Origin of the sequence: Chitiniphilus purpureus, assembly GCF_025642115.1 — a bacterium.
In the GTDB taxonomy this organism is placed as follows: domain Bacteria; phylum Pseudomonadota; class Gammaproteobacteria; order Burkholderiales; family Chitinibacteraceae; genus Chitiniphilus; species Chitiniphilus purpureus.
On sequence record NZ_CP106753.1, the window covers coordinates 2,369,085 to 2,392,072 of the forward strand.

At 66.5% G+C, this 22,988-nt stretch carries 22 protein-coding genes; 20 read left to right on the forward strand and 2 right to left on the reverse strand.

Annotation, left to right across the window (positions count from 1 at the left end; all coding sequences use genetic code 11):
• Positions 1-46 precede the first annotated feature (46 nt).
• The 6 genes from N8I74_RS11130 to N8I74_RS11155 all read left to right on the forward strand — a co-directional run bounded on the left by N8I74_RS11130 (position 47) and on the right by N8I74_RS11155 (position 4,200).
• Positions 47-439, forward strand: coding sequence for a hypothetical protein (locus tag N8I74_RS11130; RefSeq protein ID WP_263123157.1), 393 nt, complete (start codon positions 47-49; stop codon positions 437-439).
• The gene (locus tag N8I74_RS11135) at positions 436-1,071 is read left to right on the forward strand and encodes a glycoside hydrolase family 19 protein (RefSeq protein WP_263123158.1); all 636 of its coding nucleotides are present in this window, start codon (positions 436-438) and stop codon (positions 1,069-1,071) included. Before N8I74_RS11130 ends, N8I74_RS11135 begins: the two co-directional genes overlap by 4 nt.
• The gene (locus N8I74_RS11140; protein ID WP_263123159.1) at positions 1,013-1,468 is read left to right on the forward strand and encodes a hypothetical protein; all 456 of its coding nucleotides are present in this window, start codon (positions 1,013-1,015) and stop codon (positions 1,466-1,468) included. Before N8I74_RS11135 ends, N8I74_RS11140 begins: the two co-directional genes overlap by 59 nt.
• Before the next feature lie 170 nt (positions 1,469-1,638).
• Positions 1,639-1,992, forward strand: coding sequence for a hypothetical protein (locus N8I74_RS11145; RefSeq protein WP_263123160.1), 354 nt, complete (start codon positions 1,639-1,641; stop codon positions 1,990-1,992).
• Between the two features lies 1 nt (position 1,993).
• Complete coding sequence (locus tag N8I74_RS11150) at positions 1,994-3,358, forward strand: polysaccharide deacetylase family protein (protein WP_263123161.1); 1,365 nt, start codon at positions 1,994-1,996, stop codon at positions 3,356-3,358.
• Positions 3,359-3,513: 155 nt separating this feature from the next.
• Complete coding sequence (locus N8I74_RS11155; protein ID WP_263123162.1) at positions 3,514-4,200, forward strand: SOS response-associated peptidase; 687 nt, start codon at positions 3,514-3,516, stop codon at positions 4,198-4,200.
• A 38-nt stretch (positions 4,201-4,238) separates the two neighbouring features.
• Here N8I74_RS11155 and N8I74_RS11160 read toward each other — a convergent pair whose 3' ends face one another.
• Positions 4,239-5,861, reverse strand: coding sequence for a recombinase family protein (locus tag N8I74_RS11160; RefSeq protein WP_263123163.1), 1,623 nt, complete (start codon positions 5,859-5,861; stop codon positions 4,239-4,241).
• Between the two features lie 17 nt (positions 5,862-5,878).
• Between N8I74_RS11160 and rimO the strand changes: the two genes are divergently transcribed.
• The 8 genes from rimO (at position 5,879) to N8I74_RS11200 (ending at position 15,695) form a co-directional block, all read left to right on the forward strand.
• Positions 5,879-7,198, forward strand: coding sequence for a 30S ribosomal protein S12 methylthiotransferase RimO (gene rimO / locus N8I74_RS11165; RefSeq protein WP_263123164.1), 1,320 nt, complete (start codon positions 5,879-5,881; stop codon positions 7,196-7,198).
• A 43-nt stretch (positions 7,199-7,241) separates the two neighbouring features.
• Positions 7,242-7,817, forward strand: a complete 576-nt coding sequence (locus N8I74_RS11170) for an Ntn hydrolase family protein (RefSeq protein ID WP_263123165.1) — start codon at positions 7,242-7,244, stop codon at positions 7,815-7,817.
• The gene (locus N8I74_RS11175; RefSeq protein WP_263123166.1) at positions 7,814-8,284 is read left to right on the forward strand and encodes a YhcH/YjgK/YiaL family protein; all 471 of its coding nucleotides are present in this window, start codon (positions 7,814-7,816) and stop codon (positions 8,282-8,284) included. The genes N8I74_RS11170 and N8I74_RS11175 overlap by 4 nt, the downstream gene beginning before the upstream one ends.
• A 57-nt stretch (positions 8,285-8,341) precedes the next feature.
• Entirely contained in the window at positions 8,342-9,208 is an 867-nt protein-coding gene (gene hslO / locus N8I74_RS11180; protein ID WP_263123167.1) for an Hsp33 family molecular chaperone HslO, read from the forward strand.
• A 90-nt stretch (positions 9,209-9,298) separates the two neighbouring features.
• On the forward strand, positions 9,299-9,667 hold the full coding sequence (locus N8I74_RS11185) for a hypothetical protein (protein ID WP_263123168.1): 369 nt from the start codon (positions 9,299-9,301) through the stop codon (positions 9,665-9,667).
• A gap of 192 nt (positions 9,668-9,859) precedes the next feature.
• Positions 9,860-11,131: a TolC family protein gene (locus N8I74_RS11190; protein WP_263123169.1), complete on the forward strand. Its 1,272-nt coding sequence runs from the start codon at positions 9,860-9,862 to the stop codon at positions 11,129-11,131.
• On the forward strand, positions 11,128-12,576 hold the full coding sequence (locus tag N8I74_RS11195) for an efflux RND transporter periplasmic adaptor subunit (RefSeq protein ID WP_263123170.1): 1,449 nt from the start codon (positions 11,128-11,130) through the stop codon (positions 12,574-12,576). The genes N8I74_RS11190 and N8I74_RS11195 overlap by 4 nt, the downstream gene beginning before the upstream one ends.
• Before the next feature lie 2 nt (positions 12,577-12,578).
• A complete protein-coding gene (locus N8I74_RS11200; RefSeq protein WP_263123171.1) occupies positions 12,579-15,695 on the forward strand; it encodes an efflux RND transporter permease subunit in 3,117 nt (1,038 codons plus the stop codon).
• Between the two features lie 67 nt (positions 15,696-15,762).
• Here the strand turns inward: N8I74_RS11200 and N8I74_RS11205 are convergent, their stop codons facing one another.
• Positions 15,763-16,671, reverse strand: a complete 909-nt coding sequence (locus tag N8I74_RS11205) for a recombination-associated protein RdgC (protein WP_263123172.1) — start codon at positions 16,669-16,671, stop codon at positions 15,763-15,765.
• Between the two features lie 209 nt (positions 16,672-16,880).
• Between N8I74_RS11205 and N8I74_RS11210 the strand changes: the two genes are divergently transcribed.
• The 6 genes from N8I74_RS11210 to N8I74_RS11235 all read left to right on the forward strand — a co-directional run bounded on the left by N8I74_RS11210 (position 16,881) and on the right by N8I74_RS11235 (position 22,987).
• Positions 16,881-17,318, forward strand: coding sequence for an Hsp20/alpha crystallin family protein (locus N8I74_RS11210; RefSeq protein ID WP_263123174.1), 438 nt, complete (start codon positions 16,881-16,883; stop codon positions 17,316-17,318).
• Positions 17,319-17,575: 257 nt separating this feature from the next.
• Positions 17,576-18,568 carry a Fe(3+) ABC transporter substrate-binding protein gene (locus N8I74_RS11215; protein WP_408611814.1) on the forward strand — a complete coding sequence of 331 codons (993 nt, stop codon included), beginning with the start codon at positions 17,576-17,578 and terminating at the stop codon, positions 18,566-18,568.
• Positions 18,569-18,705: 137 nt separating this feature from the next.
• Positions 18,706-19,695, forward strand: coding sequence for a DUF2157 domain-containing protein (locus N8I74_RS11220; RefSeq protein WP_263123176.1), 990 nt, complete (start codon positions 18,706-18,708; stop codon positions 19,693-19,695).
• Complete coding sequence (locus tag N8I74_RS11225; RefSeq protein ID WP_263123177.1) at positions 19,692-20,729, forward strand: DUF4401 domain-containing protein; 1,038 nt, start codon at positions 19,692-19,694, stop codon at positions 20,727-20,729. Before N8I74_RS11220 ends, N8I74_RS11225 begins: the two co-directional genes overlap by 4 nt.
• Positions 20,726-21,247 (forward strand): GDYXXLXY domain-containing protein, encoded by a 522-nt coding sequence (locus N8I74_RS11230; RefSeq protein WP_263123178.1) that lies wholly within the window; start codon positions 20,726-20,728, stop codon positions 21,245-21,247. The genes N8I74_RS11225 and N8I74_RS11230 overlap by 4 nt, the downstream gene beginning before the upstream one ends.
• 87 nt (positions 21,248-21,334) lie before the next feature.
• Positions 21,335-22,987 carry an ABC transporter permease gene (locus N8I74_RS11235; RefSeq protein ID WP_263123179.1) on the forward strand — a complete coding sequence of 551 codons (1,653 nt, stop codon included), beginning with the start codon at positions 21,335-21,337 and terminating at the stop codon, positions 22,985-22,987.
• Position 22,988 lies beyond the last annotated feature (1 nt).

Consider the following 22,988-nt stretch of genomic DNA (forward strand, 5'->3'; position numbering starts at 1 on the left):
GACCGCGCCTGCGAGACGATGCCCCCATATCCACATGGGGGCTGACATGCTCGAAAAACTCGGAGATTGGTCGGGCAGCGTGCTGCTGGGGGCTGCAGCCGGCACGGCGATGCTGTCGCGCCGGCTGGGGAATCGCAGCGGGTGGGAAAAGCTGCTCCTGCTTGTCGGGTGCTTCATTGGTGCCAGCCTCGCTGGTCACGCCGCGGCGGAATACCTGACCTGGGGCCCGGCCACGAGCGGCGGGCTCGCGTGGCTGGCCGGCAATACCCTGCTGCACCTGACCGATGGGCTGGTTTCGCTGCTCGGCGAGACAAGTTGGTTGCGACGGGCACTGGGCCGCCGCATTGCGGGCAGCTCCGATTTTGGCGGGCTGGGCAGCTACGACTCGGGGCGTGAATACGACATGCCGCCGGCCGAAGACCAGGAGCCGCGGCCATGACGCCTCAGCTGTTGGCCGCTGCCACTGGCATCGCCCCGCAACGTGCGGCCGCGTGGGCCCCTCTGCTGGAGCGGGCGCTGGACGAATTTGGGGTCCGCTCGCCGGCTGCGATTGCGATGCTGCTGGCCCAGGTGGGGCACGAGTCCGGCGGGTTTGCCCACCTGCAAGAAAACCTCAACTACAGCGTGGATTCGCTGCTCAGGCTCTGGCCGCGGCGATTTGATGCGGCCATGGCCCGGCGCTACGGGCGCATCGACGGCCAGCAGCGCGCCGTGCCCAGTGCCATTGCAAACATTGCCTACGGCGGGCGCATGGGCAACGGCCCGGCCGCCTCGGGCGACGGCTGGCGCTATCGCGGCCGTGGCCTGATCCAGATCACCGGTCGCGACAACTACGCCAGCATGCAATCCCGCCTGGGGGTGCCGCTGCTTGAACAGCCGGACCTGCTGTTGCAGCCGCCCCAGGCGGCCCGCTCTGCCGTGGCGTTCTGCCGGCACGTCATCCCCGGGTTTGTCGCCGCCGCCGAGGCGCGCGACCTGGCGGCATGCACGCGCATGGTCAATGGCGGTTTGCATGGCCTGGCAGATCGCCAGGCGCGCTGGGAACGCGCGTTGCGCGCGCTGGAGGTGTGACGTGCTCCCCATCCCCCTGGGGCCACTGGCCCCGTATCGCACCCTGATCGTCGCAGCCGCGTTGCTGGGCGCCGGCGTGGTGGCTGGGCTGCAGATCAACGCATGGCGTTATGGCCTGCAGTTGGCCGAGTTGCGCGCGGCTCAGGCCCAAGCCAGCGCCACCGCGGCGACCACGGCGCTGGCACAACAACGGAAGCTGGCCGGAAACCTTGGCCAGATCGCCGCCGATCTGGTCGCCGCCAGTGACAAACAGCAGCGCCTCGCCGCTGCCATTGCCCGAGATTACGACGATGCCGCGAAACATAACCCGCTGCCTGCCGATTGCCGCCCTGGCCCTGACCGCTTGCGCAGCCTCGCCGAAGCTGCCTCCGCCGCAAACGCTGCCGCCGCTCGATAGCGGCATCACCCGGCCGTTGCCGCTGGTGGTGCCGCCGCAGCGCGATGACTGGGACGACGTGTCCCGCGCCTTGCTGCAACTCACAGAGCAATACACGCAATGCCTGATCCAGCACGACAGCGCCGTCCGGGCATACGAGCAGGCCCAACACACCCTGAATGGAGATGACAATGAGCACCCAGAAAATTGATGTTGATGCGCGAGGGCAGCAGCTCGGCGCAATGACTGTGGCGCAGGCGATCGACGCTGGCCGCTATGTCCGTGTGCCGGCCGGGGCCAAATCCGTGCAGGTGACGGTGCTGGACAACGCAGGCGTGCCATCCACTGGATCTGTGCACGTGGACATCCACGGCTCACTGGACGGCATCGCCTATCGCAAGCTCTACACGCTGCCGATTCCGGATGACGGCGAGGCGTCGAATATCGAGCGTGTTGACGACGACTGCCAGTACTATCTGGTGGCCTGGACGGCACCCACTGGCAACGTCTCCCGGATTGTATTCACCGTGGTAAGTGGGGGCTGACATGACCGCAATCGTGCGTGACGCTACGGCCGGGCGGGCGTTGTTGGTTCAGGATCATCAGCGCAACCGGCCGCTGACGAACAGCCGCCCGGGGGTACCGTTTTTCGCATTTCCCCGGGCGCGGCCAGCAGGGGTTACGCTGAGCGGTAGCCCGGCCGAGAGCTACGAGATGTACGAGGGCGAGTGGTGCATGAAGATCACCACGCCCGTTGGGGCATTTACCGACATCGTCCTGCCCGTGCCAACGCCGCTATCGCTGCCAGATGGTGATATCACTGCGCTCGTCCACATTGAGTCGGCCACCAATTGCCTGTCGGTGAATTTGTTCGCCGCTGACAGCGTAGGGTATGCAAACTACAGCTACGCCGGGCAGTCCAATCCGGCGGCGCCGACGTTCCCCACGATCGCTCGACAGGGATATGTGCATATCGGAATCAACCTGGCGACGGGCGATAACGTGACTGATCCGCAGCGTGAGTGGGTCGTAGGTGCCGGCACCGGGATGGCGTTTGCAACGACCCCTGTTGCGGCGGCCAAGCTGCGCATCACGCCAGCGGCGGGGACGCAGGCCACGGTGCGGATTTTCGGGGTCTGGTACAAGGAGCGGGCAAAGCAATCGTCGATCGTGCTCACCTTCGACGATGGCTGGGCCACGCAGCATTCCGCAGCGCTGCCGATCCTGGAAAAATACGGATTGCGTGCCAGCCTGGGCATTATTGGCCCGCTGATCAATCAGTCCAACTACATGACTACCGGGCAACTGCGGGAATTCATCGCGGCCGGCAGCGAATGTGTGGTACACGGCAACCCCAGCAACCCGGCGTATCCGGGCCGGCTGAACCTGGCGTGCTATGACACGATCCCTGAAATCCGGGCCGACCTGCGCGCCAATGCCGATTTTCTGCGCGCCAATGACCTGGTCACCAATAACTCCGACCAGGTCTACATTTACCCGCAGGGTGTATGGCAACACGCCAAGGACGACCGCAGGATCCTGGATGCGCTCGCGCAGGAGGGGTTTACGGCTGCGCGCGGGACCGTGACCAATGCGGTGTCGATCATCGGTGGACGATTCGCTCGCTACGATCGGTGGCAGATCCCGATCATCGGGCATCTTTGGGCCGGCGCCGGCGCGGGGCTGGAGGACGCAAACATCACACGCATCATCAACCGCATGACCACGGCGGTTAACCAGGGGCGATGCCCCTGGCTGACCTTCCACCAGTTCCGAGCGCCGACAAATCAGCAGGACATCGATCCTGCTAATTTCGAGAAAATCTGTGCGGCCATTGCTGGATTGATCAACAGCGGCACCGCAGTCAACCTGCTGGCAACGGAGTTTGTAGCTGAGTCGCTGGCTCAGTAGCTTGGTAATGTGTTTTATATCGCTCAGGCCCGCTTCGTGCGGGCCTCTTTACTCTCCTATCCCTACGTTTTGCATACATTGCTGCGCCGGTCGTCGCGAAAAATCGAAGAAGTAGAACATTCGTTCTATTATCGCCGTAAGAAATGGGTGGCGAAATGGAACGGTTTGCGCAGTACAGGACGATGGGCGAATACAGCGAGGCGCTGCAGTGGCCGGCGCGGCGGTGGGCCCGGGATAACCCGCAGCCCATCTACAACGCGCATCTGGGTATGCGTGTGATGGTGATGCACCAGTTGGGCGAGCTGGACAGGCAGTACGTCGATTTTTTGCCCTGGGGTTATCGCCCAGGCTGGGCGGCCGGCCGCGCGAACATGCCGATCGTGATCAACGCGTACTCGTTGACCGTTCCCACACGGCGGTACTACAGCAAATTGTGGGAGTACGGCCGCCGCTGTCTAGTGCCCCTGGATGGGTGGTTCGAGTGGGTCAAGGGTGCGCCGCACTATATTTATCGTGCAGACGGCGCCCCGTTGTTTGCAGCGGCGCTGACCAGTGTTGACCCAGCAGATCTGTATCGCCCTGCCGGCGTGGTGATCCTCACCCGCGACGACGAGGGCGGCGTGCTCGATCCGGCGGATCGTCGCCCGCTCATACTGGAGCCGGTAGACGCCAAGCGCTGGATCGATCGGTACGCTGAATCCCGCAACTGCCGTGAGGCGCTGTCGCTGTCGTTGCAGGCCGACCTGCTATATCACCGTGCCCCAGATCATGTCCGAGATATTTCCAGCAATGGCCCTGAGCTGATTCGCCCGCGCCGCGATTTGTGTGCGGCGAAGGGGTAGGTCCAGCCGCGCTCCGGCCGGGATGCGCGTTTGCGGCGTCACATTGGTGCAACATCCTCGCCGGCGTTCCAGGCACCGGTTTTACGGTTGATCCGGAGCATCCGTGGCTGACGCCCTTTCGGGATCAGCACCAGATCGATGTGTCGTCCATCATCCTCCCGGGGCGTCATCCCACGGTGATAGACAACAATGCGCTCGAACGTGTCAGCCACCAGTTGCCGCGCCTGCAATCGTGCGTCGTAGTTCAAGCTGGCCACCCCCTCTACCAGTGCAGCCCAGGCCTCGGCTGCGGCCGGCATGGTAGAGGGGGTGGTACTGGCAAGGTGATACTCCAAACGTTGTATCTCGGCGCGCTGGTTGGACAATGCCGTTTCCAGTTCGCGGGCCTTGCGGACAAACACCAGCGGCGTTTGATCGGTGTCGGCCATCAGGGCGTCTGTGATGCGCTGTAGCTGCCGCTCGGTTTCGGCGGCCACATTACGGATCGAGGCCAATTGCAGGCGTTGTGGGGTGTCGGTGTCCGGGCCGCTGAGCAGGGCCGACAAATTGAATTGATCCGCGCAATAACGCATCAAGGCGTTCTCGACCGGCACTACACTGACCCCGCCCTTCACGGGGCAGGGCTCGCCGACCCCGCTATAACCCACACACAACAGGCGGCGATGGCCATCATTGAGCGTGCCATCCGCTTTGCGCCGGCCCATGGAGTTTTGCCCGACGATCGCCTGGCCGCAGTAACCGCACCGCAGGATGCGCATGCCGGTGAGCACACCCGGGATGTCCCCTTTCCCCTTGCGTCGCAGGCGCTGGCCCAGCAGCGATTGCAGTTCGGCGTACTCAACCTCGCTGAGTAGGGCGGGGTAGTAATTGGGCAGGGCCCATACCTCACCGTCCAGCGTCAGCTCGCGGGTGCCAATCAGGGCTGGGTTATGCAGTATCCGGTACAGGCTGGATGGCGGGGTCGATTTGCTCGGGAACAATATCAAGCCCTCTGCATTCAGCCGCTCGGCGATGCGAATGGAACCCTCGCCGAGCCGGTAAAGCTCAATCAATCGGCGTACTGCCGTGGCCCGTTCTGGCACAAACGACCAGGTGGAGCCGTCGAGACGCAACCAGATCGGGTCCTTGCCAACCCTGATTACGCCGCGCCATGTGCCAGCCAGCCAGCCCTCGCACTGTCGCCGGATCGCCGCTTTAACCCGTTTGCTTTTGGTGTCGCTCTCTTCGTGTGCCCGGATCATCACCAGCAGGGAGTACACCAGATCCATCGGCTGTGATTTTAGCCGCTCGCGGTTGTACTCCTTCCCATCGCTGGCGGTGACGACGGTGATGCCAGCATTGATGATCTGCGCCAGCTGCGCCTGAGCCTGGATCGGCTCTGCCCGCGATAGCCGGTCCAGCCCTTCGACGATCAGGATTGAGCCTGGCGCAATATGACCATCCTCCGCAGCGCGGAGGAACACGCCGAGCGCGCCTTGCTTGACGTGATGTTGGTGGTAGGCGCTGAGTCCCTCATCGCGCAGGGACAACGATTCGTCGAGCGGCAACCCCCGATCCCCTGCCCAGCGCTGGGCATATTCGACCTGTCTGGCGATTGACGATCCGGCTGCTTGCTTGGGATCGGAAAACCGTAAATAACTGTATACTCTCGCGTTTTGCATTTTTGGGAGTGTAGCCTATGCGCCGAATTCCTAGTATAGGTCTAGTCTCTTTGGGGTGTCCCAAGGCCCTGGTCGATTCCGAGCAGATCATCACTCAGTTGCGGGCCGAGGGTTACCTGATCTCGCCCAGCTATGACGACGCCGATCTGGTGGTGGTCAACACCTGCGGTTTTATCGATTCGGCAGTCCAGGAGAGCCTGGATGCGATCGGCGAGGCGTTGGCCGAGAACGGCAAGGTGATCGTCACCGGCTGTCTGGGCGCCAAGGAGCAGGGCGATTTCGTGCGCCAGGCGCATCCCAAGGTGCTGGCAGTGACCGGCGCACATGCGCGGGACGAAGTGATGCAGCATGTGCACACGGCGCTGCCCAAGCCGCACGATCCCTTTGTCGATCTGGTGCCACCCGCCGGCATCAAGCTCACGCCCAAGCACTATGCCTATCTGAAGATTTCCGAGGGCTGCAACCATCGTTGCACCTTCTGCATCATCCCGTCGATGCGCGGGGACCTGGTCAGCCGGCCGATCCATGAGGTGCTGCGCGAGGCGGAGAACCTGGCGCGCGCCGGGGTGAAGGAGCTGCTGGTGATCTCGCAGGACACCAGCGCCTATGGCGTGGATGTGAAGTACAAGACCGGCTTTCACAATGGCCGCCCGGTGCGTACCCGCATGACCGAGCTGTGCGAGGAGCTGGGCAAGCTGGGCATCTGGGTGCGGCTGCATTACGTCTACCCCTATCCGCATGTGGACGAGGTGATCCCGCTGATGGCGCAGGGCAAGATCCTGCCGTACCTGGATATCCCGTTCCAGCATGCATCGCAGCGCGTGCTCAAGCTGATGAAGCGCCCCGCCAACAGCGCCAATGTGCTGGAGCGTATCCAGGCCTGGCGCGCCGCCTGTCCGGATCTGGTCATCCGCTCCACCTTCATCGTCGGCTTTCCGGGCGAGACCGAGGCCGACTTCGAGGAGTTGCTGGCATTCCTGGATGAGGCGCAGCTGGATCGCGTGGGCTGCTTCACCTATTCGCCGGTCGATGGCGCCACCGCCAACGATCTGCCCGACCCGGTGCCGACCGGGGTCGCCGAGGAGCGCAAGCGCCGCTTCATGGAAAAGCAGGCGGCCATCAGCGCGGCGCGGCTGCAGGCCAGGATCGGCCGCGAGGTGACGGTGCTGGTCGACGAGATCGACGACGAGGGCGCGGTGGCGCGCTCGTGGGCCGATGCGCCGGAGATCGACGGGCTGGTCTATTTCGATCCCGCGCCCGGCACGGCGCCGGGCGATCTGGTACGGGTACGCATCACCGATGCCGACGAGCACGACCTGTGGGCCGAACAGGTATGACCGTGCCGCTGAGGCGCAATGCAACACGGGATAAGGAGTTGCGATGACTACCGTCGTCGTCGTCAAGAAAGATCAGCAGGTGGCGATCGCCGCCGACAGCCAGTCCACCTTCGGTGATACCGCCCTGGGCGCGGCCCTTGATGCGCACTGGAACAAGATTTTCGAAGCGCACGGCAGCCATTTCTCGATCTCGGGCAGCGCGGCGCACGATCTGGTGCTGCAGGCGGCGCTCAAGAAGTTCAAGACACTGGATCTGAGCAGCCGCACGGCGATCTTCGAGAGTTTCCGCAAGCTGCATCCGCGGCTCAAGGAGGATTTCTTCCTCAAGACCGAGGAGGAGGAGGACGATCCCTACGAGTCGAGCCAGATGACGGTGCTGCTGGCCAATCCGCACGGCATCTTCGGGGTGTATTCACTGCGCGAGGTGTACCAGTTCGAGCGTTTCTGGAGCATCGGCAGCGGCTGCGACTATGCGATCGGCGCCATGCACGCGGTCTACGAACGCCCGGACCTGCAGGCGGTGGACATCGCGCGTATCGGCATCGAGGCCGGCTGTGCCTTCGACGTCAGCTCCAGCCTGCCGCTCACCGTGTACAGCCTGACGCTGGCGCAACCATGATCATCGGTGATCTGGCGCACTGGCGCGCGCAACCCGGCGCCTATCCCGCGGTGATCGGCCGGGCGCTGGCGTTGCTGGCCGAGCAGCCGCTGGCCGGGCTGGCCTGCGGGCGCTACCCGCTGGGGCAGGATGGCATGATGCTGCTGATCCAGGAGCTGCATACCGCGCCGGCGGACACGAAGCGGCCCGAGGCGCACACCGCACATGCCGATATCCAATTGCTGCTGGCCGGGCACGAGCGCTACGGCGTGGCCTTTGCCGATGGCGGTGAACAGGTGCTGGAAGACAGGCTGGCCAGCCACGATATCGCCTTCTATGCGCCGCCCGCGCGCGAGAGCTTCATCGATCTCGTCCCCGGCATGTTCCTCGTGTTCCTGCCGGGCGAATTGCACCGGCCGTGCTGCGCCAGCGGCGAGGCCACGATGATCCGCAAGGCGGTGGTCAAGGTGCCGCGCCAGCTGCTCTAGCCGCTGCAGCGGCTGTGGCCTGTTCCTGTTGTCGACCGATATTTCTGGGACCAATCCATGTCCGATACCCTTGAACGTTTTCTGTTTGACGACGCGCCGGTGCGCGGCGAGCTGGTCAAGCTCGACGCCGCCTACCAGGAGGTGCTGGCGCGGCAGAGCTATCCGCCGGTGCTGCAGGCGCTGATCGGTGAGCTGATGGCCGCGGCGGCGCTGCTGTCGGCCACGCTCAAGTTCGACGGCACGCTGATCATGCAGCTGCATGGCACAGCCTCGGTGAAGCTGATCGTCGTCGAATGCACGAGCAGCATGACGCTGCGCGCCACCGCGCGCTGGGAGGGGGAGGTGCCGGCGTTGTCGCTGGCCGAACTCCTGGGTCAGGGGCGCTTTGCCATCACGCTCGAACCCGAGGAAGGCGAGACCTACCAGGGCATCGTCGGCTTCGAGCCGGGGCAGGGCGTGGCGCAGATCATTGAGCACTACATGGCGCGCTCCGAACAACTGCAGACGCGGCTGTGGCTGGCCAGCGGCAACGGCGCGGCGGCCGGGTTGATGGTGCAGAAGCTGCCGGCCGGGCACGGCGATCCGGATGCGTGGGGCCGGGTGCAGCAGCTGGCACAGACCATCACCGCCGATGAGCTGCTGCAATTGCCGGCACGCGACACCTTGTATCGTCTGTTCCATGAGGAGCAGGTGCGGGTGTTCGAGCCGGATACGCCGCGTTTTGCCTGCACCTGCTCACGCGAGCGGGTCGGCAGCATGCTGCGCATGGTGGGCCTCTCCGAGGTCGAAACGGTGCTGGCCGAGCGCGGCAACATCGACGTCACCTGCGAATTCTGCGGCCTTGGTTATCGTTTCGACCCGGTGGACGTGGCACAGTTGTTCGGCGGCCACGGCACCGACGGCGCCGGACCGCAGCGGCACTGAGCCGGCGGCGGCCGGCAAAGATCGCGGGTGGTTGATGTCGATCAACCCCGCCGATGGTCGGCATTGTCCGGCGCGCCTATGATGACGGGCATGGATGCCAAACGTGTTGTCCTTCTGCTGCTGATGTGGGTGTTGCCGTTGGCGCCGCTGCTGATGCAGCGCAGCCTGGCCGCTACGCCTGCCGTCATGACGCAGCAGGATGAGCACCATCAGGCCCAGGCCATGGCGCACGTCGGCATGGCCGGCCCGTGCGACGGCTGCGCATCCGACACCCCCGAGCAGCATGCTGACAAGGGCTGCTCGACCACCGACTGCTGCGATGCCCATTGCAGCAGCCTGCTGCCCGGGCTGGTTGCAGTCAGGGCATCCCGCATCACGCCGGTGCTGACGCTGTCGCCCGGCATTCCCGGCGCCGTCGGCGCGCCGGACCTGCCTTTCCGCCCCCCACTGGCGGGGTGATCTGCCCGGCTCGACCGAGCCGGTATCCGTTTTGTCCACGCCGCATCGCCCGCGCCCCGGGTTGCGCCGGCCTGCTCCCGGGCTTCACACCGGTGCCAGGTGACGCAGCCTGCTCGTGGAGGCGCACCGCGCTGCGGCAAGTGCACCACGGCCCGCCGTGCTTGCCGGCGGCCATATCAAGAGCAGATCACCATGACAGCACATTTCCTTCGGGCCCTGGCCGGCCCACTGCTGCTTGCGTCGGCGCTGTCCGCCTACGCGCAGACCTCGCCTGAGACGCCGCCGGACCGCTTTGGCGAGACGTTGCCCACGCTGCTGGACTGGGCCGAGCAGCACAGCCCGCAGCTGCAGGCGGCCCGCTATGAGCACGAGGCGCGGCGCCAGCAGATCGTCAGCGCCGGTGCGCTGGAAGACCCGATGGTCGCGATCGAGTGGGAGAACATCGACAAGAACAAGCTGACGCTCGACCCGCGCAAGGTGGGTGGCATGAAGTACTCGCTGACGCAGCCGTTGCCGCTGTGGGGCAAGCAGGCGCTGCGTGCACAGGTGGCGCGTGCGGGCGCCGAATCCGCCGCACTGATGGCCGACGGCACGCGCAATCAGCTGCATGCCGATGTCCGTGACGCATATGCCACCTGGTACCGCGCCGCAGCCAGTCTGCGCCTGAATCGGCAGCAGCGCGACCTCTTGCAGTTGATGGAAATCTCGGCCAACCAGCGCTACGCCGTCGGAAGGGCCACGCAGGCCGAGGCGCTGCGGGTGCAGACCGAGATCTCGATGCTCGACAACGACGCGCTGGCATTGCAGCTCGCCGCCGCGCAGGCCCGCGCCAACCTTGCCGCGCTGCTCAATCTGGCGCCCGAGGCGCTGACCGGCACGCCGCAGGCGCTGGATGAGGCCGGCCTGCCCGAGGCGTCCCAGGATTGGCTGGACGTGGCGCGCATGCGCAATCCCGAGCTGTTGGCGGCACGCCAGGCCGCGCAGGCCGCGCAGGGCCAGCTGGATCTGGCGCGGCGGAACAAGCTGCCCGGCCTCAACCTGACGGTCTCGGCCTACCAGATGGGCAGCCAGATCACCAGTTACGGCCTGATGCTCGAATTCCAGCTGCCGTTGCAGCAGGGTGCGCGCAACGCCGAGCAGGCCGAAGCGCTGGCGATGCAGCGGCGCGCCCGTGCGGCGGAGGCGGCGCAACTGCGGCAGCTGGAGCGCGAGATCAACCAGATGCGCGCCATGCTCGACAACGCCGACCGGCAGATCGTGCTGTTCGACCGCACCGTGCTGCCGCAGGCCGAGCTCACCTTGCAGTCCGCGCTGGCCGGCTACAGCGCCGGCAAAGGCGAATTCGCCGCGCTGCTCGAAGCGCAGCAGCAGGTCAAGCGCCTGCGTCAGATGCGGTTGATGGCCGAAGTGGACCGTTTTGCCGCGCTCAATGCCTTGAACCGACTTGTGGGAGCGCAGCAATGAACCGATACAGCCAGATCCTGTCCGGCCTGACCGCGGCCGTCCTCCTTGCCGGCGGTGGCTATTGGCTGGGCCGGCAAGGCGGCGATGCCGCCCCCGTTGCCGAGCCGGGCGCACGCAAGGTCCTCTACTACCGCAACCCGATGGGCTTGCCCGATACCTCCAAGACGCCCAAGAAGGACCCGATGGGCATGGACTACATCCCGGTCTACGAAGGCGAGCAGACCGCTGCTGGCGACGGCAAGGGCAAGATCGTGTTCTACCGCAACCCGATGGGGCTGCCGGATACCTCGCCGACCCCGAAGCAGGACTCGATGGGCATGGACTACATCCCGGTGTACGAGCACGAGCTGACCGGCCCGAACTTCGTGCGCATCAGCCCGGAGAAGCTCCAGCGGCTGGGGGTGAAGACCGTGCCGGCCAGCCTGCAGGAGGTGGGCGCCGCGGTGCGCGCGGTGGGCCGGATCGAGTTCGACGAACGGGCCACTGCGACCATCGCGCCGCGCTACGAGGGCTGGGTGGAGCGGCTGGCGGCCAATGCGGTGGGCGACCGGGTGCAGCGCGGGCAGGTGCTGTTCGAGGCGTACAGCCCGGATATCTACGCAGCGCAGCAGGAGTACCGGCTGGCGCTGGCCGGCGAGCAGCAGCTGGCGCAGGCCAGCGAGGATGCGCGCCAGGGGGCGGCCCGGCTCGGCGCCAGCAGCCTGTTGCGGCTCAAGCAGTGGGAGGTGCCGGCCGGCGAGATCCGGCGGCTGCAGCAAGGCGGCGAGCCGCGCCGCACCGTGGCGTTCCATTCGCCGGTGAACGGCGTCATCGTCGAGAAGACCATCCTGCAGGGCGCGCGCTTCATGCCCGGCGACGCGCTGCTGCGGATCGCCGATCTGTCCCGGGTGTGGCTGCAGCTGGACATCGCCGAGCAGGATCTGGCCCAGGCCCGCGTGGGCAAGGACGTCAGCGTCACGCTCGATGCCTATCCGGGCGAGGTGTTCACCGGCAAGGTCGACTTCGTCTACCCCACGCTCGATGCCGAGACGCGCACGGCCAAGGTACGGGTGGTGCTGCCCAACCCGGGCAACCGCCTCAAGCCCGGCCTGTATGCGCAGGCGCTGCTGGCTGGCGGCGCGCAGGGCAAGGCGTTGAGCGTGCCCGATTCGGCACTGATCGATTCGGGCAGGCGCCAGCTGGTGCTGGTCAGCCTGGGCGAAGGGCGGTTCGAGGCGCGCGAGGTCAAGACCGGCGCGCGCGGCAACGGCCGCATCGCCATTCTTGAAGGGCTGGGCGAGGGCGAGGCGGTGGCGGTGACCGCCAACTTCCTGATCGACGCCGAGAGCAATCTGAAGGCGGCGGTCAACAGCCTGGGCAGCGCGCCGCAGCCGGCAACGAAAGCGGCTTCCGCCGCCGCGCCGGCCGCTGCCGCGCATGCCGGCGACCACGGCGGGGGGCACTGATCATGCTCGAACACATCATTGCGTGGTCGCTGCGCAACCGCTTTCTGGTGCTGCTGCTGACGCTGTTGCTGATCGTCGCGGGCGGCTATGCGCTCAAGCGGACGCCGCTCGATGCGCTGCCGGATCTGTCGGATACCCAGGTGATCGTGTACACCGAGTACGGTGGGCAGGGGCCGCAGGTGGTGGAGGACCAGGTGACCTATCCGCTGGTCACCGCCATGCTGGCGGTGCCCAAGGCCAGGGTGGTACGCGGCTTTTCGTTCTTCGGCGCCTCGTTCGTCTATGTGATCTTCGAAGACAACGTCGACCTCTACTGGGCGCGCTCGCGGGTGCTCGAATACCTCAACGGCGCCAGCGGCAAGCTGCCCAAGGGGGTCTCGCCCAGCCTGGGCCCGGATGCGACCGGGGTGGGCTGGGTCTACCAGTATGCGTTGCAATCCAAGCAGCTGGATCTGGCCGAACAGCGCACAGTGCAGGACTGGTTCCTGCGCTACCAGCTGACCAAGGCGCAGGGCGTGGCCGAAGTGGCCGGAGTCGGCGGCTTCGTCAAGCAGTACCAGGTCACGGTCGATCCGGTGAAGCTGCGCGCCTACGGCATCCCGCTGATGGCGGTGAATGAGGCGATCCGGCGCAGCAACCAGGACGTGGGCGGCCGGGTGGTGGAGATGGCCGAGACCGAATACATGGTGCGCGGCAAGGGCTATCTCACCGGACCGGACGACCTGCGGCGCATCGTGCTCAAGGCCAAGGACGGCACCCCGGTGCTGCTGCAGGACGTGGCGCGGGTGGAGATCGGCGCCGACGAGCGCCGTGGACTGGCCGAGCTGAACGGCGAAGGCGAGGCGGTGGGCGGGGTGGCGATGGCGCGGGTGGGCGAGAACGCGCTCGACGTGATCGGCAATGTCAAGGCCAAGCTCGCCGAGCTGCAGGCCGCGCTGCCCGAAGGGCTGAGCATCGTGCCGGTCTATGACCGCGCCGAGCTGATCGACCGCGCCATCGATACGCTCAAGGCCACCTTGCTCGAGGAAAGCCTGATCGTGGCGCTGGTGTGTGCGGTGTTCCTGCTGCACGCGCGCAGTGCGCTGGTGGCCATCCTGACCTTGCCGCTGGGGGTGCTGTTCGCCTTCCTGGGCATGCGTGCGCTGGGGGTGAGCGCCAACATCATGAGCCTGGGCGGCATCGCCATCGCGATCGGTGCCATGGTCGACGCCGCTATCGTGATGATCGAGAACGCGCACAAGCACCTGGAGCGGGCGCCGCCCGGGGCCGACCGCTCCCGCGTCATCTTCGACGCCTGCAAGGAAGTGGGCCCGGCGCTGTTCTTCTCGCTGCTGATCATCACGGTGTCGTTCCTGCCGGTGTTCACGCTGGAAGCACAGGAAGGACGCATGTTCCACCCGCTGGCCTTCACCAAGACCTTCTCGATGGCCGGTGCCGCCATCCTGTCGATCACGCTGGTGCCGGTGCTGATGCTGATCTTCGTGCGCGGCAAGATCCTGCCCGAGCACAGGAACCCGGTGAACCGCGCGCTGATCTGGGCGTACCGGCCCTTCATCCACTGGGTGCTGCGCCGCAAGAAGCTGACCGTGGCGCTGGCACTGGCGGTCCTGGCGCTGAGCTGGTGGCCGTTCTCCAAGGTGGGCAGCGAATTCATGCCGGTGCTCAACGAAGGCTCGCTGCTCTATATGCCGGCCTCGTTGCCCGGCATGTCGGTGACCAAGGCGGCCGAGGTGATGCAGACGCAGAACCGCATCATCAAAAGCTTCCCGGAAGTCGCCTCGGTGTTCGGCAAGGCCGGCCGCTTCAATTCGGCGACCGATCCGGCACCGATCGAAATGTTCGAGACGGTGATCAACCTCAGGCCGCAAAGCGAGTGGCGCCCAGGCATGACTATGGACAAGCTGATTGCCGAGCTGGACCAGGCGGTGCAGATCCCTGGTGTCTCCAATGCCTGGACCATGCCGATCAAGGCACGGCTGGACATGCTCTCGACCGGGATACGCACGCCGATCGGCATCAAGGTCTACGGCCGCGATCTGGCCCAGATCGAACGCACCGCGCGCGAGATCGAAACGGTGGTGCGGCGTGTGCCCGGTACCACCAGTGCCTTTGCCGAGCGCCTGACCGGGGGCTTCTATCTGACCATCGAACCCGACCGCAACAAGCTGGCACGCTACGGCCTGCAGGTCTCGGATGTGCAGGACGTGATCGCCTCCGCGCTGGGTGGCGAGATGGCCACGCTGACGGTGGAAGGGCGCGAGCGCTTCGGCGTCTCGGTGCGCTACCCGCGCGAGCTGCGCAGCGATCCGCAAACGATCGCCCGCGAAGTGCTGGTGCCGGCGATGGGCGGCGCGAGCATGATTCCGCTGGGGCAACTGGCGGACATCCGCATCGAAAAGGGCACCCCGGGCATCCGTACCGAGAACGGCCTGCTGACCGCGTACATCTATGTGGACATCCGCGACCGCGACATCGGCGGCTACGTCGAGCAGGCGCGTCGCGCCGTGGCCAAGGAGGTCAAGTTCGCGCCGGGCTACTACGCGGTGTGGAGCGGCCAGTTCGAGTACATGGAACGGGCGATGCAGAAGATGAAGATCGTGATCCCGGCCACGCTCCTGATCATCTTCCTGCTGCTGTACCTCAACTTCCGGCGGCTGACCGAAAGCCTGATCGTGATGCTGTCGGTGCCGTTCTCGCTGGTGGGCGGGATCTGGCTGCTGTGGCTGTTGGGCTACAACCTGTCGGTGGCGGTATGGGTGGGCTTTATCGCGCTGGCGGGAGTGGCGGCCGAGACCGGGGTAGTGATGCTGATCTACCTTGACCATGCGTGGCAGGCGATCCAGGCGCGGCGCGCCGCACAGGGCCAGCCGGTGTCGGCGGCGGATCTGTACCAAGCCATTGTCGAAGGTGCGGTCGAGCGGGTACGCCCGAAGATGATGACCGTGGTCGCCATCATGGCCGGCCTGTTGCCCATCATGTGGAGTTCGGGTGCCGGCTCGGAGGTGATGCGGCGGATCGCGGCGCCGATGGTGGGCGGCATGGTGTCGTCGACCATCCTGACGCTGCTGGTGATCCCGGCGATCTATGCCTGGGTCAAGGGTCGGGAAATCCGGCGCTGAGCCACAACGTCACGGCGGTGGGCTGCGCCGGGCCTGGGCCCGGCGCAGCCGCCTGTGGCGGCGGCGTTCAGGCCGGCACTTCGCCGCCCAAGGCGTCGATCAGTGTCGGCACCAGCTGACGCAATTCGCCCACGGTGAGCGCAAGGCCGCTGTCGAACAGCGCGGCCTGGTCGGCCGCGTCCAGCTCCTTCACCGCGTCGGCCAGCACATCGAGCATGGTCAGGCGCTTGATCTCCAGCTTCTCGGTCAGCTGGAATGCGACGCGGTCCTGCCAGGACAGCGCCACGCGGCTGGCGAGCTTGCCCGCGCCCAGATGCTGCCGGATCTCGTCGCTGTCCAGCGGCTGGCGGCTGACCCGTGCCACCGCGCCGCCGTCGCCCGGCGCACGCAGCTCGGCATCCTGCCCCAGATCGAACGCGCCGGCATCGGCGCTTTCCAGCCACAGCGTCATCGCGGTCTGCGGTGTGGTCTGGGTGTCCAGCAGCCGGGTGGGCAGGCTGCCCAGCGCCTCGCGCAACGCCGAGAGCAACAGCTCGGCACGCGCCGCGGCGCCCGAATCCACCAGCACGAGACCGGCCTGCAGGTCGATCAGCGCGCGTTGCACCCGCGAACGCACGAATGCCTTGGGCAGCAGCTCCTGCGTGATGCGCTCGCGGATCTCCTTGGTTTCCTTGCGGCCGACCTTGCGGTTCTCCTCGGCCTCGATCTCGGCCACCCGCTCGTCGGCCAACTGCCTGACCACGCTGCCGGGCAGCAGCTTTTCCTCGGTCTTGAGGGCGACCAGCACTGCATCCTGCTGCGTGTAGGCGAATTGGTCGGGCGCATGCGGCGCCGGTGGCACCCAGCCCTGGCTGGCCAGATCCTGCGAGCCGCAGGGCTGCCATGGACGCTTGGCCAGCGCTTCGCCGATGCGCTCGCCGGTCAGGCCGTGGTCGGGGGCGAGGCGGTACAGCTGCAGATTGCGAAACCAGAGCATGGCAAGGCGGTCCTTTTCAAACGGCCGGCGATTGTAGCGCCGCCGGGGCACGGCGCCAAACCGCGGCTTGCGATCAACCGTGGGCCGTTCAGCCTGTGCGCGTTGGACAAGTGCTTGATCGTGCAGGGCAGTGCGCCCAATTTGAATACGTGAGGCAAGACCGCCCGACGCGGTTTCTCGTGATCATTTTTCAGTAGGAGGCAACCATCATGAATCATCTGGTGAGACGCAATCTGGAAAGCCTGCTGGACGACCCGCGGCGTACCATGGACGAGCTGGTGCGTGGCTTCTTCGACCGCCCGCTGGGCTTCGAAGGCGCAGGCCAGGTCAGGGTCGATGTCTCGGAGGACGCCAGCAACTACCTGGTGCATGCCGAGCTGCCGGGGGTGGCCAAGGAGGACATCGATGTGCAGATCGACGGCGACCTGGTCTCCATCAGCGCCGAGGTCAGGCGCACCAGCGAACACAAGGATGGCGACAAGGTGCTGCGCAGCGAGCGCTACTACGGCCGGGTATCGCGCAGCTTCCGGCTGGGCCAGGATATCGACGAGGGCGGCGCCATCGCGCACTTCGAGAATGGCGTCTTGTCGCTGACACTGCCCAAGAAGCCGCTGGAGCAGGGCCGGCGCCGGCTGCAGATCCAGTAACCCCTGACACACGCTCCATCCACACGGGCCGGCGACGGCCCGTTTGCATGGACAGTGGCGCTGCATGGCGGAGCCGGCGGTACAGCGAAGCCAGCGGCGCTGCGGCATGCGCCGTCCCGCCCCGGTACGCGCCTGCGCAGCCATAGGCTGTGCGTCACCGTCGGTTCTCCGCCACGCGGGCGCGCCAGTTGAGAACGATTGTCAAACTCGGTACATTGTCGGTCTACCTTCAACTGCCGCTTTGGGAGTGTCCTATCGTGTCCCGTTTTGTCTTCGTGCCGCTGTTTGCCGCCCTGGTTGCCGGGTTCGCCCAGGCCGAGTCGGTCACCGTCTATTCCGCGCGCAACGAACAGCTGATCAAGCCGCTGTTCGACGCCTTCACCAAGGAAACCGGCATCGATATCAAGCTCCTGACCGACAAGGAAGGCCCGCTGATGGAGCGGCTCAAGGCCGAAGGCAGGAATTCCCCGGCGGACGTGCTGATCACGGTGGACGCGGGCAACCTGTGGCAGGCGGCAAACCTGGGCCTGCTGCAGCCGACCCGGTCGACGGTGCTCGACGCCAATGTGCCGGCACACCTGCGCGACCCGCAAGGGCAGTGGTTCGGTCTGTCGCAACGGGTGCGCACACTGTTCTACAACCCGACGCTGGTCAAGCCGGGCGAATTGTCCACCTACGAGGATCTGGCCAACCCGAAGTGGAAGGGCAAGCTGTGCCTGCGTACTTCGAAGAAGGTCTACAACCAGTCGCTGGTCGCGATGCTGATCGCCCAGCACGGCGAAGCCAAGACCGAGCAGATCGTGCGCGGTTGGGTGGCCAACCTGGCCACCGACGTATTCGCCGACGATACCAAGATGCTGGAGGCCATTGCCGCCGGCCAGTGTGCGGTCGGGGTCGCCAACAGCTACTACTATGGCCGCATCGTGGACAAGAAGGCCGATTTCCCGGTCAGGATCTTCTGGGCCAACCAGGGCGCGGAAGGCGTGCACGTCAATGTCTCGGGCGCCGGCGTGGCCAAGTTCGCCAAGAATCAGAAAGGCGCCGTACGCCTGATCGAATGGCTCTCGTCGGACAAGGCGCAGAACCTGTACGCCACCAAGGACTTCGAATACCCGGTCAATCCCAAGGTCAAACCTGATGGGCTCGTGGCCGGCTGGGGCAGCTTCAAGCCCAATCCGATCAACGTATCCAAGGCCGGGGAACTGCAGGCCAAGGCGACGCAGCTGATGGACCGCGCCGGCTACAAATAAGCCACATCCCGCGTCGGCATGCGCGTGCCGCGACGCGGCTGCCGGCCCGCTCCGGTCCACCACAGCCTGGATTCGTTCCGGGCTGTTGGTTTTTTGAAAGTTGCGCTAGGCTGCCTGCAATGACAAGGGGATGCAGCGTGGACAGCAGAAGGCGACTCGAACACTGGCATGCCGCCGGCGCACTCAGTGGCGACGGTTTTGCAACGGCGCTGGCCGAGCTCGGGCTGCGGCCCGATGTGGCGCGCTGGCGCGTGCTGGCAGCGCGCCTGCTATTGGCCTGCGGCGTGCTGGCGGTGCTGGCGGGCATCATCATGGCGTTCGCTGCCAACTGGCTGGCCTGGCCCCGGCTCGCGCGTGCGGCGTTGGCCGAGGGGCTGCTGGCGGCGGCACTGGCGGCCGCGTGGCATGGGCGGCGGCATCCCGTACTGCACCGCTGGGCGGTGTTTGCCATGACGGGTCTCATTGGCGTGGTGCTGGCGGTGATCGGCCAGGCGTACCAGACCGGTGCCGACGCATGGCAGCTGTTTGCGTTGTGGGCGGCATTGGCGCTGCCCTGGGCGCTGTATGCGCGCTGGCTGCCGTTGTGGCTGCTGTGGTTCGTGGTCGCCACACTGGCATTGACCACCTGGCAGGGGCGAAGCCGGCTGGAAGTGCTGCTGCTGCTGGGGGCTGACGAACTCAACCTGCCGCTGCTGCTGCTGTGGGGGGCCGGCTGGGGGGCCTGCGCACGCTGGGCGCAGCAGGACTGGGCCCGGCGCGGGTTGCCGCCGTTGCTTGCACTGGGTCTGACGGCGGGCAGCACACTGCCCGCGTGCGTGGCGCTGGCCGATGGCAGCGCCTCGGTGATCCTGCCGGATGTGGCGGTGGCCGGTTCGGCGATGGTGGTGGTGCTCTGGGTGGGATGGATCGCGCTGCAGACCTGGCTGGCGTTCCGCCTGCGCAGTCTCACGCTGCTGGCGCTGTCGGCCTTCGCCGGCTGGGTGGCGTTGCTGTCGCTGCTGACCAATCTGGGCCGGATGGAAGATATCGTCGTGCTGCTGGCCTTGTTCGCGGTACTGCTGCTCGCCGGCATCGGCGGGCTGCTGCGCCATTGGCATCGGGCCTGGCAACGGGAGACCAGCGCATGAAGACCTGGGACGAGGTGACGACGGACCTGCTCGCCAGCGGTGCATTGAAGGCGGCGCAGCTGCCCCCGGATGACGTCGACGACCTGCCCTGGCCAACCCAGCTGATACAGGCCATTGCGGCCTGGATTGCCAGCGCGCTGGTGCTGGGCGCCGTCATGCTGGCGGTGGCCGACGCCCCGGCAGGGCAGGTGGCGGCAGGGGGACTGCTGCTGGCCGGTGCCGGCGTGCTGCTGCATGCCCAGCGCACGGGCTTCCTAGCGCAGGCGGGCGTGCCACTGGCACTGGCCGGTGCGTTCGCGATCCCATCCGGGTTGGAAGTCGACTGGGCGTTCTGGGACTGGATCTGCCTGGCCATCGGCCTGGGTCTGTTCTGGCTCGCTGAACAGCGGCTGCTGCGATTGATCTGCACGCTGCTGGTGCTGGGTGTGCTGTGGTACTGGCTGACCCCGCTGGGGTGGGACCAACGCTGCGAGTCGAACTGCACCGAGGTGTTCCAGTTTCTGCCGCTGCTGCTGCGCCAGACCCTGTTCGGGCTGGCGTTGTGGTGGCTGTGGACCCGTCCGCCGCGTCGACTGGCCATCTGGTTGCCGCTGCGGCAGGCGCTGCTGCTGTTCTGGGTGGTGGCATCCTGGGTGACGCCATGGGCTGGCTTCGGTTGGTCGGTCGGTCCCTATCCGACTGCCCATCCAGCCGTCGGGCTGCTGTGGGCATTGCCTGCGCAGCTGCCGCTGCTGCTGGCGGTGCACGATGCATGGCGGCGCGATCCGCAGGCGGTACGCGCGGTATGGCCGCTGCTGGCCTTGCTGCCGCTGGCGCTGCTGTCGCCCTTGCTGTCACTGGCGTTGCTGTTGCTTTGGCTTGGGCTGGCCGAAGGCCGGGCCGTGCTGCTGGGGCTGGGCAGCGTCGTCGGCATAAGCGGGTTCGCGCAGTATTACTACAGCCTGCATCTGCCGCTGCTGGTCAAGGGGCTGATGCTGATCGCGGCCGGGGCCTTGCTGCTGTGGGCCTGGGCGCTGTTGAGGAGGTCGGCATGAAGGCATGGCGCGTATTGCTGGTGCTGGCGGGCGTCGCCACGCTGGCGGTCCCGGCCGCGATCGTCGCGCGGCACGAGCGCCTGCTGGATCAGGGCAGGCCGGTGCTGCTCGAACTGCGGCCGGTCGATCCGCGTTCGCTGCTGCAGGGCGACTATATGGCGTTGGACTATCGGTTGACCGAGGCGGTGGACCGTACGCTCGGCTCCACGAGCCTGCCCATGGCGCAGCACGGCGCGGTGCTGTACGCCTTTGTGCTGCTGGATCGTGACGGCGTGGGCCGGCTGCAACGGGTGGGCAACGCCCCAGGGGGCATCCGGCCCGGCGAAATGGTGCTGCGCCTGCGTTGGCAGCGTGGCCGCTCGGTCCTGCCCAGCCACAGTTATTTCTTCGCCGAAGGACAGGCGGCGCGCTACGAGCAGGCCCGCTACGCGCTCTGGCGCGTCGGACCGGGCGGGCGGGCGTTGCTGGCCGGGCTGGCCGATGCCCAGCGCCGCGTGATCGCCGACAAAGCGAATTGAGAATTACTCTTGTAAGCCTTTGGCGGGAAAGGCGATAATGTGGCCCGGGCCGGCGTTGCCGGTCCTTGCCCGCCTTCCACCGCCCGCATGACCGATTCCCCATCCCCCGCCGCCCCCTTCCCACTGCCCGTGTTCCAGCATCGGCGCCGCCGCTGGCGCGGGATCGCCTATGTCTTGCCGGTCGCCGCGCTTACCGCGGTGCCGCTGCTGGTGGTGTTGGCTTCGTTTCTGTCGCCGCAGCCCGAGGTCTGGGCGCACCTGGCGCAATACGTGCTGCCGGACGTGCTGAAGAACACGGTGATCCTGCTGTTGGGCGTCGGGCTGGGGGTGCTGCTGCTTGGGGTGCCGCTCGCCTGGCTGACCGCGATGTGCGAGTTTCCCGGCCGGCGCTTTTTCGGCTGGGCCCTGATGCTGCCGCTGGCGATGCCGGCCTATGTGCTGGCGTTCGTGATGGTGGGGCTGCTCGATTTCACCGGGCCCGTGCAAAGCGGCCTGCGCGCGCTCTTTGGCAGCAGCCAGTGGTTTCCGTCGATCCGCAGTCCGGGCGGCGTGGTGCTGGTGTTGTCGCTGGCGTTGTACCCCTATGTCTACCTCTTGGCGCGCAATGCCTTTGCCACCCAGGGACAGCGCGCGCTGGAGGCGGCGCAGATGCTTGGGGTATCGCGCCGCGCGGGATTCTGGCGCGTCGCCATTCCGCTGGCCCGGCCATGGCTGGTGGGGGGGGTGACGCTGGCGCTGATGGAGGCGCTGGCCGATTTCGGTGCCGTCTCGATCTTCAATTTCGACACCTTCACCACTGCCATCTACAAGGCATGGTTTGCGCTCTTCAACCTGCCGGCGGCCTCGCAGCTGGCTTCGCTCCTGGTGCTGTTCGTACTGGTGCTGGCGGTGATCGAACAGCGGGTGCGCGGCGAGCGGCACTACCATGTGCGTGCCGGCCATGCCGAACGAATCGCGCTGCGTGGCGCGGCGCGCTGGGGCGCCAGCGTGTGGTGTCTCGTGGTGCTTGCGGTGGCGTTCGTGATTCCGATGCTGCAACTGGGGTATTGGGTGCGGCAGGTCTGGGCCGAGGATTTCGATGCGCGCTATCCGGCCTTCATCGGCCGTTCGGTGCTGCTGGCGGCGCTGGCGGCGCTCCTGGTGGTCGGGCTCGCGCTGGTGCTGGCCTACGCGCGCCGCCGCTACCGCGATGCAGGCACCCGCTGGCTGGTGCGCCTGGCCACCCTGGGCTATGCGGTGCCCGGCACCGTGCTGGCCGTGGGGGTGTTCATTCCGATCGCCTGGCTGGACAACCTGTTGCTGGCGCTGCTGCAGCCGCTCGGCTTTGACGGCTTCCAGGTATTCAAGGGTACGGTGGCGGTGATGCTGCTGGCGCTGGCGGCGCGCTTCCTGGCGGTCGGTTTCCAGCCGGTGGACAGCAGCATGCAGCGCATCACCCGCAACCAGGAAGAAGCGGCGCGCTCACTGGGGCTCGATTCGCGTCAGGTGATCGGCCGGCTGCATCTGCCGCTGCTGCGCGGTGGGGTGCTCGCCGCGCTGTTGATGGTCTTCGTCGACGTGACCAAGGAAATGCCGATCACGCTGATGACGCGCGCTTTTGGCTGGGACACGCTGGCGGTGCGGGTATTCGAGATGACCTCCGAGGGCATGTGGGAACGGGCCGCCTTGCCCGCGCTGTTCATCGTGCTGGTCGGGCTGCTGCCGGTGATGCTGCTGACGCGGCACGGCGAGAGGGATTGAA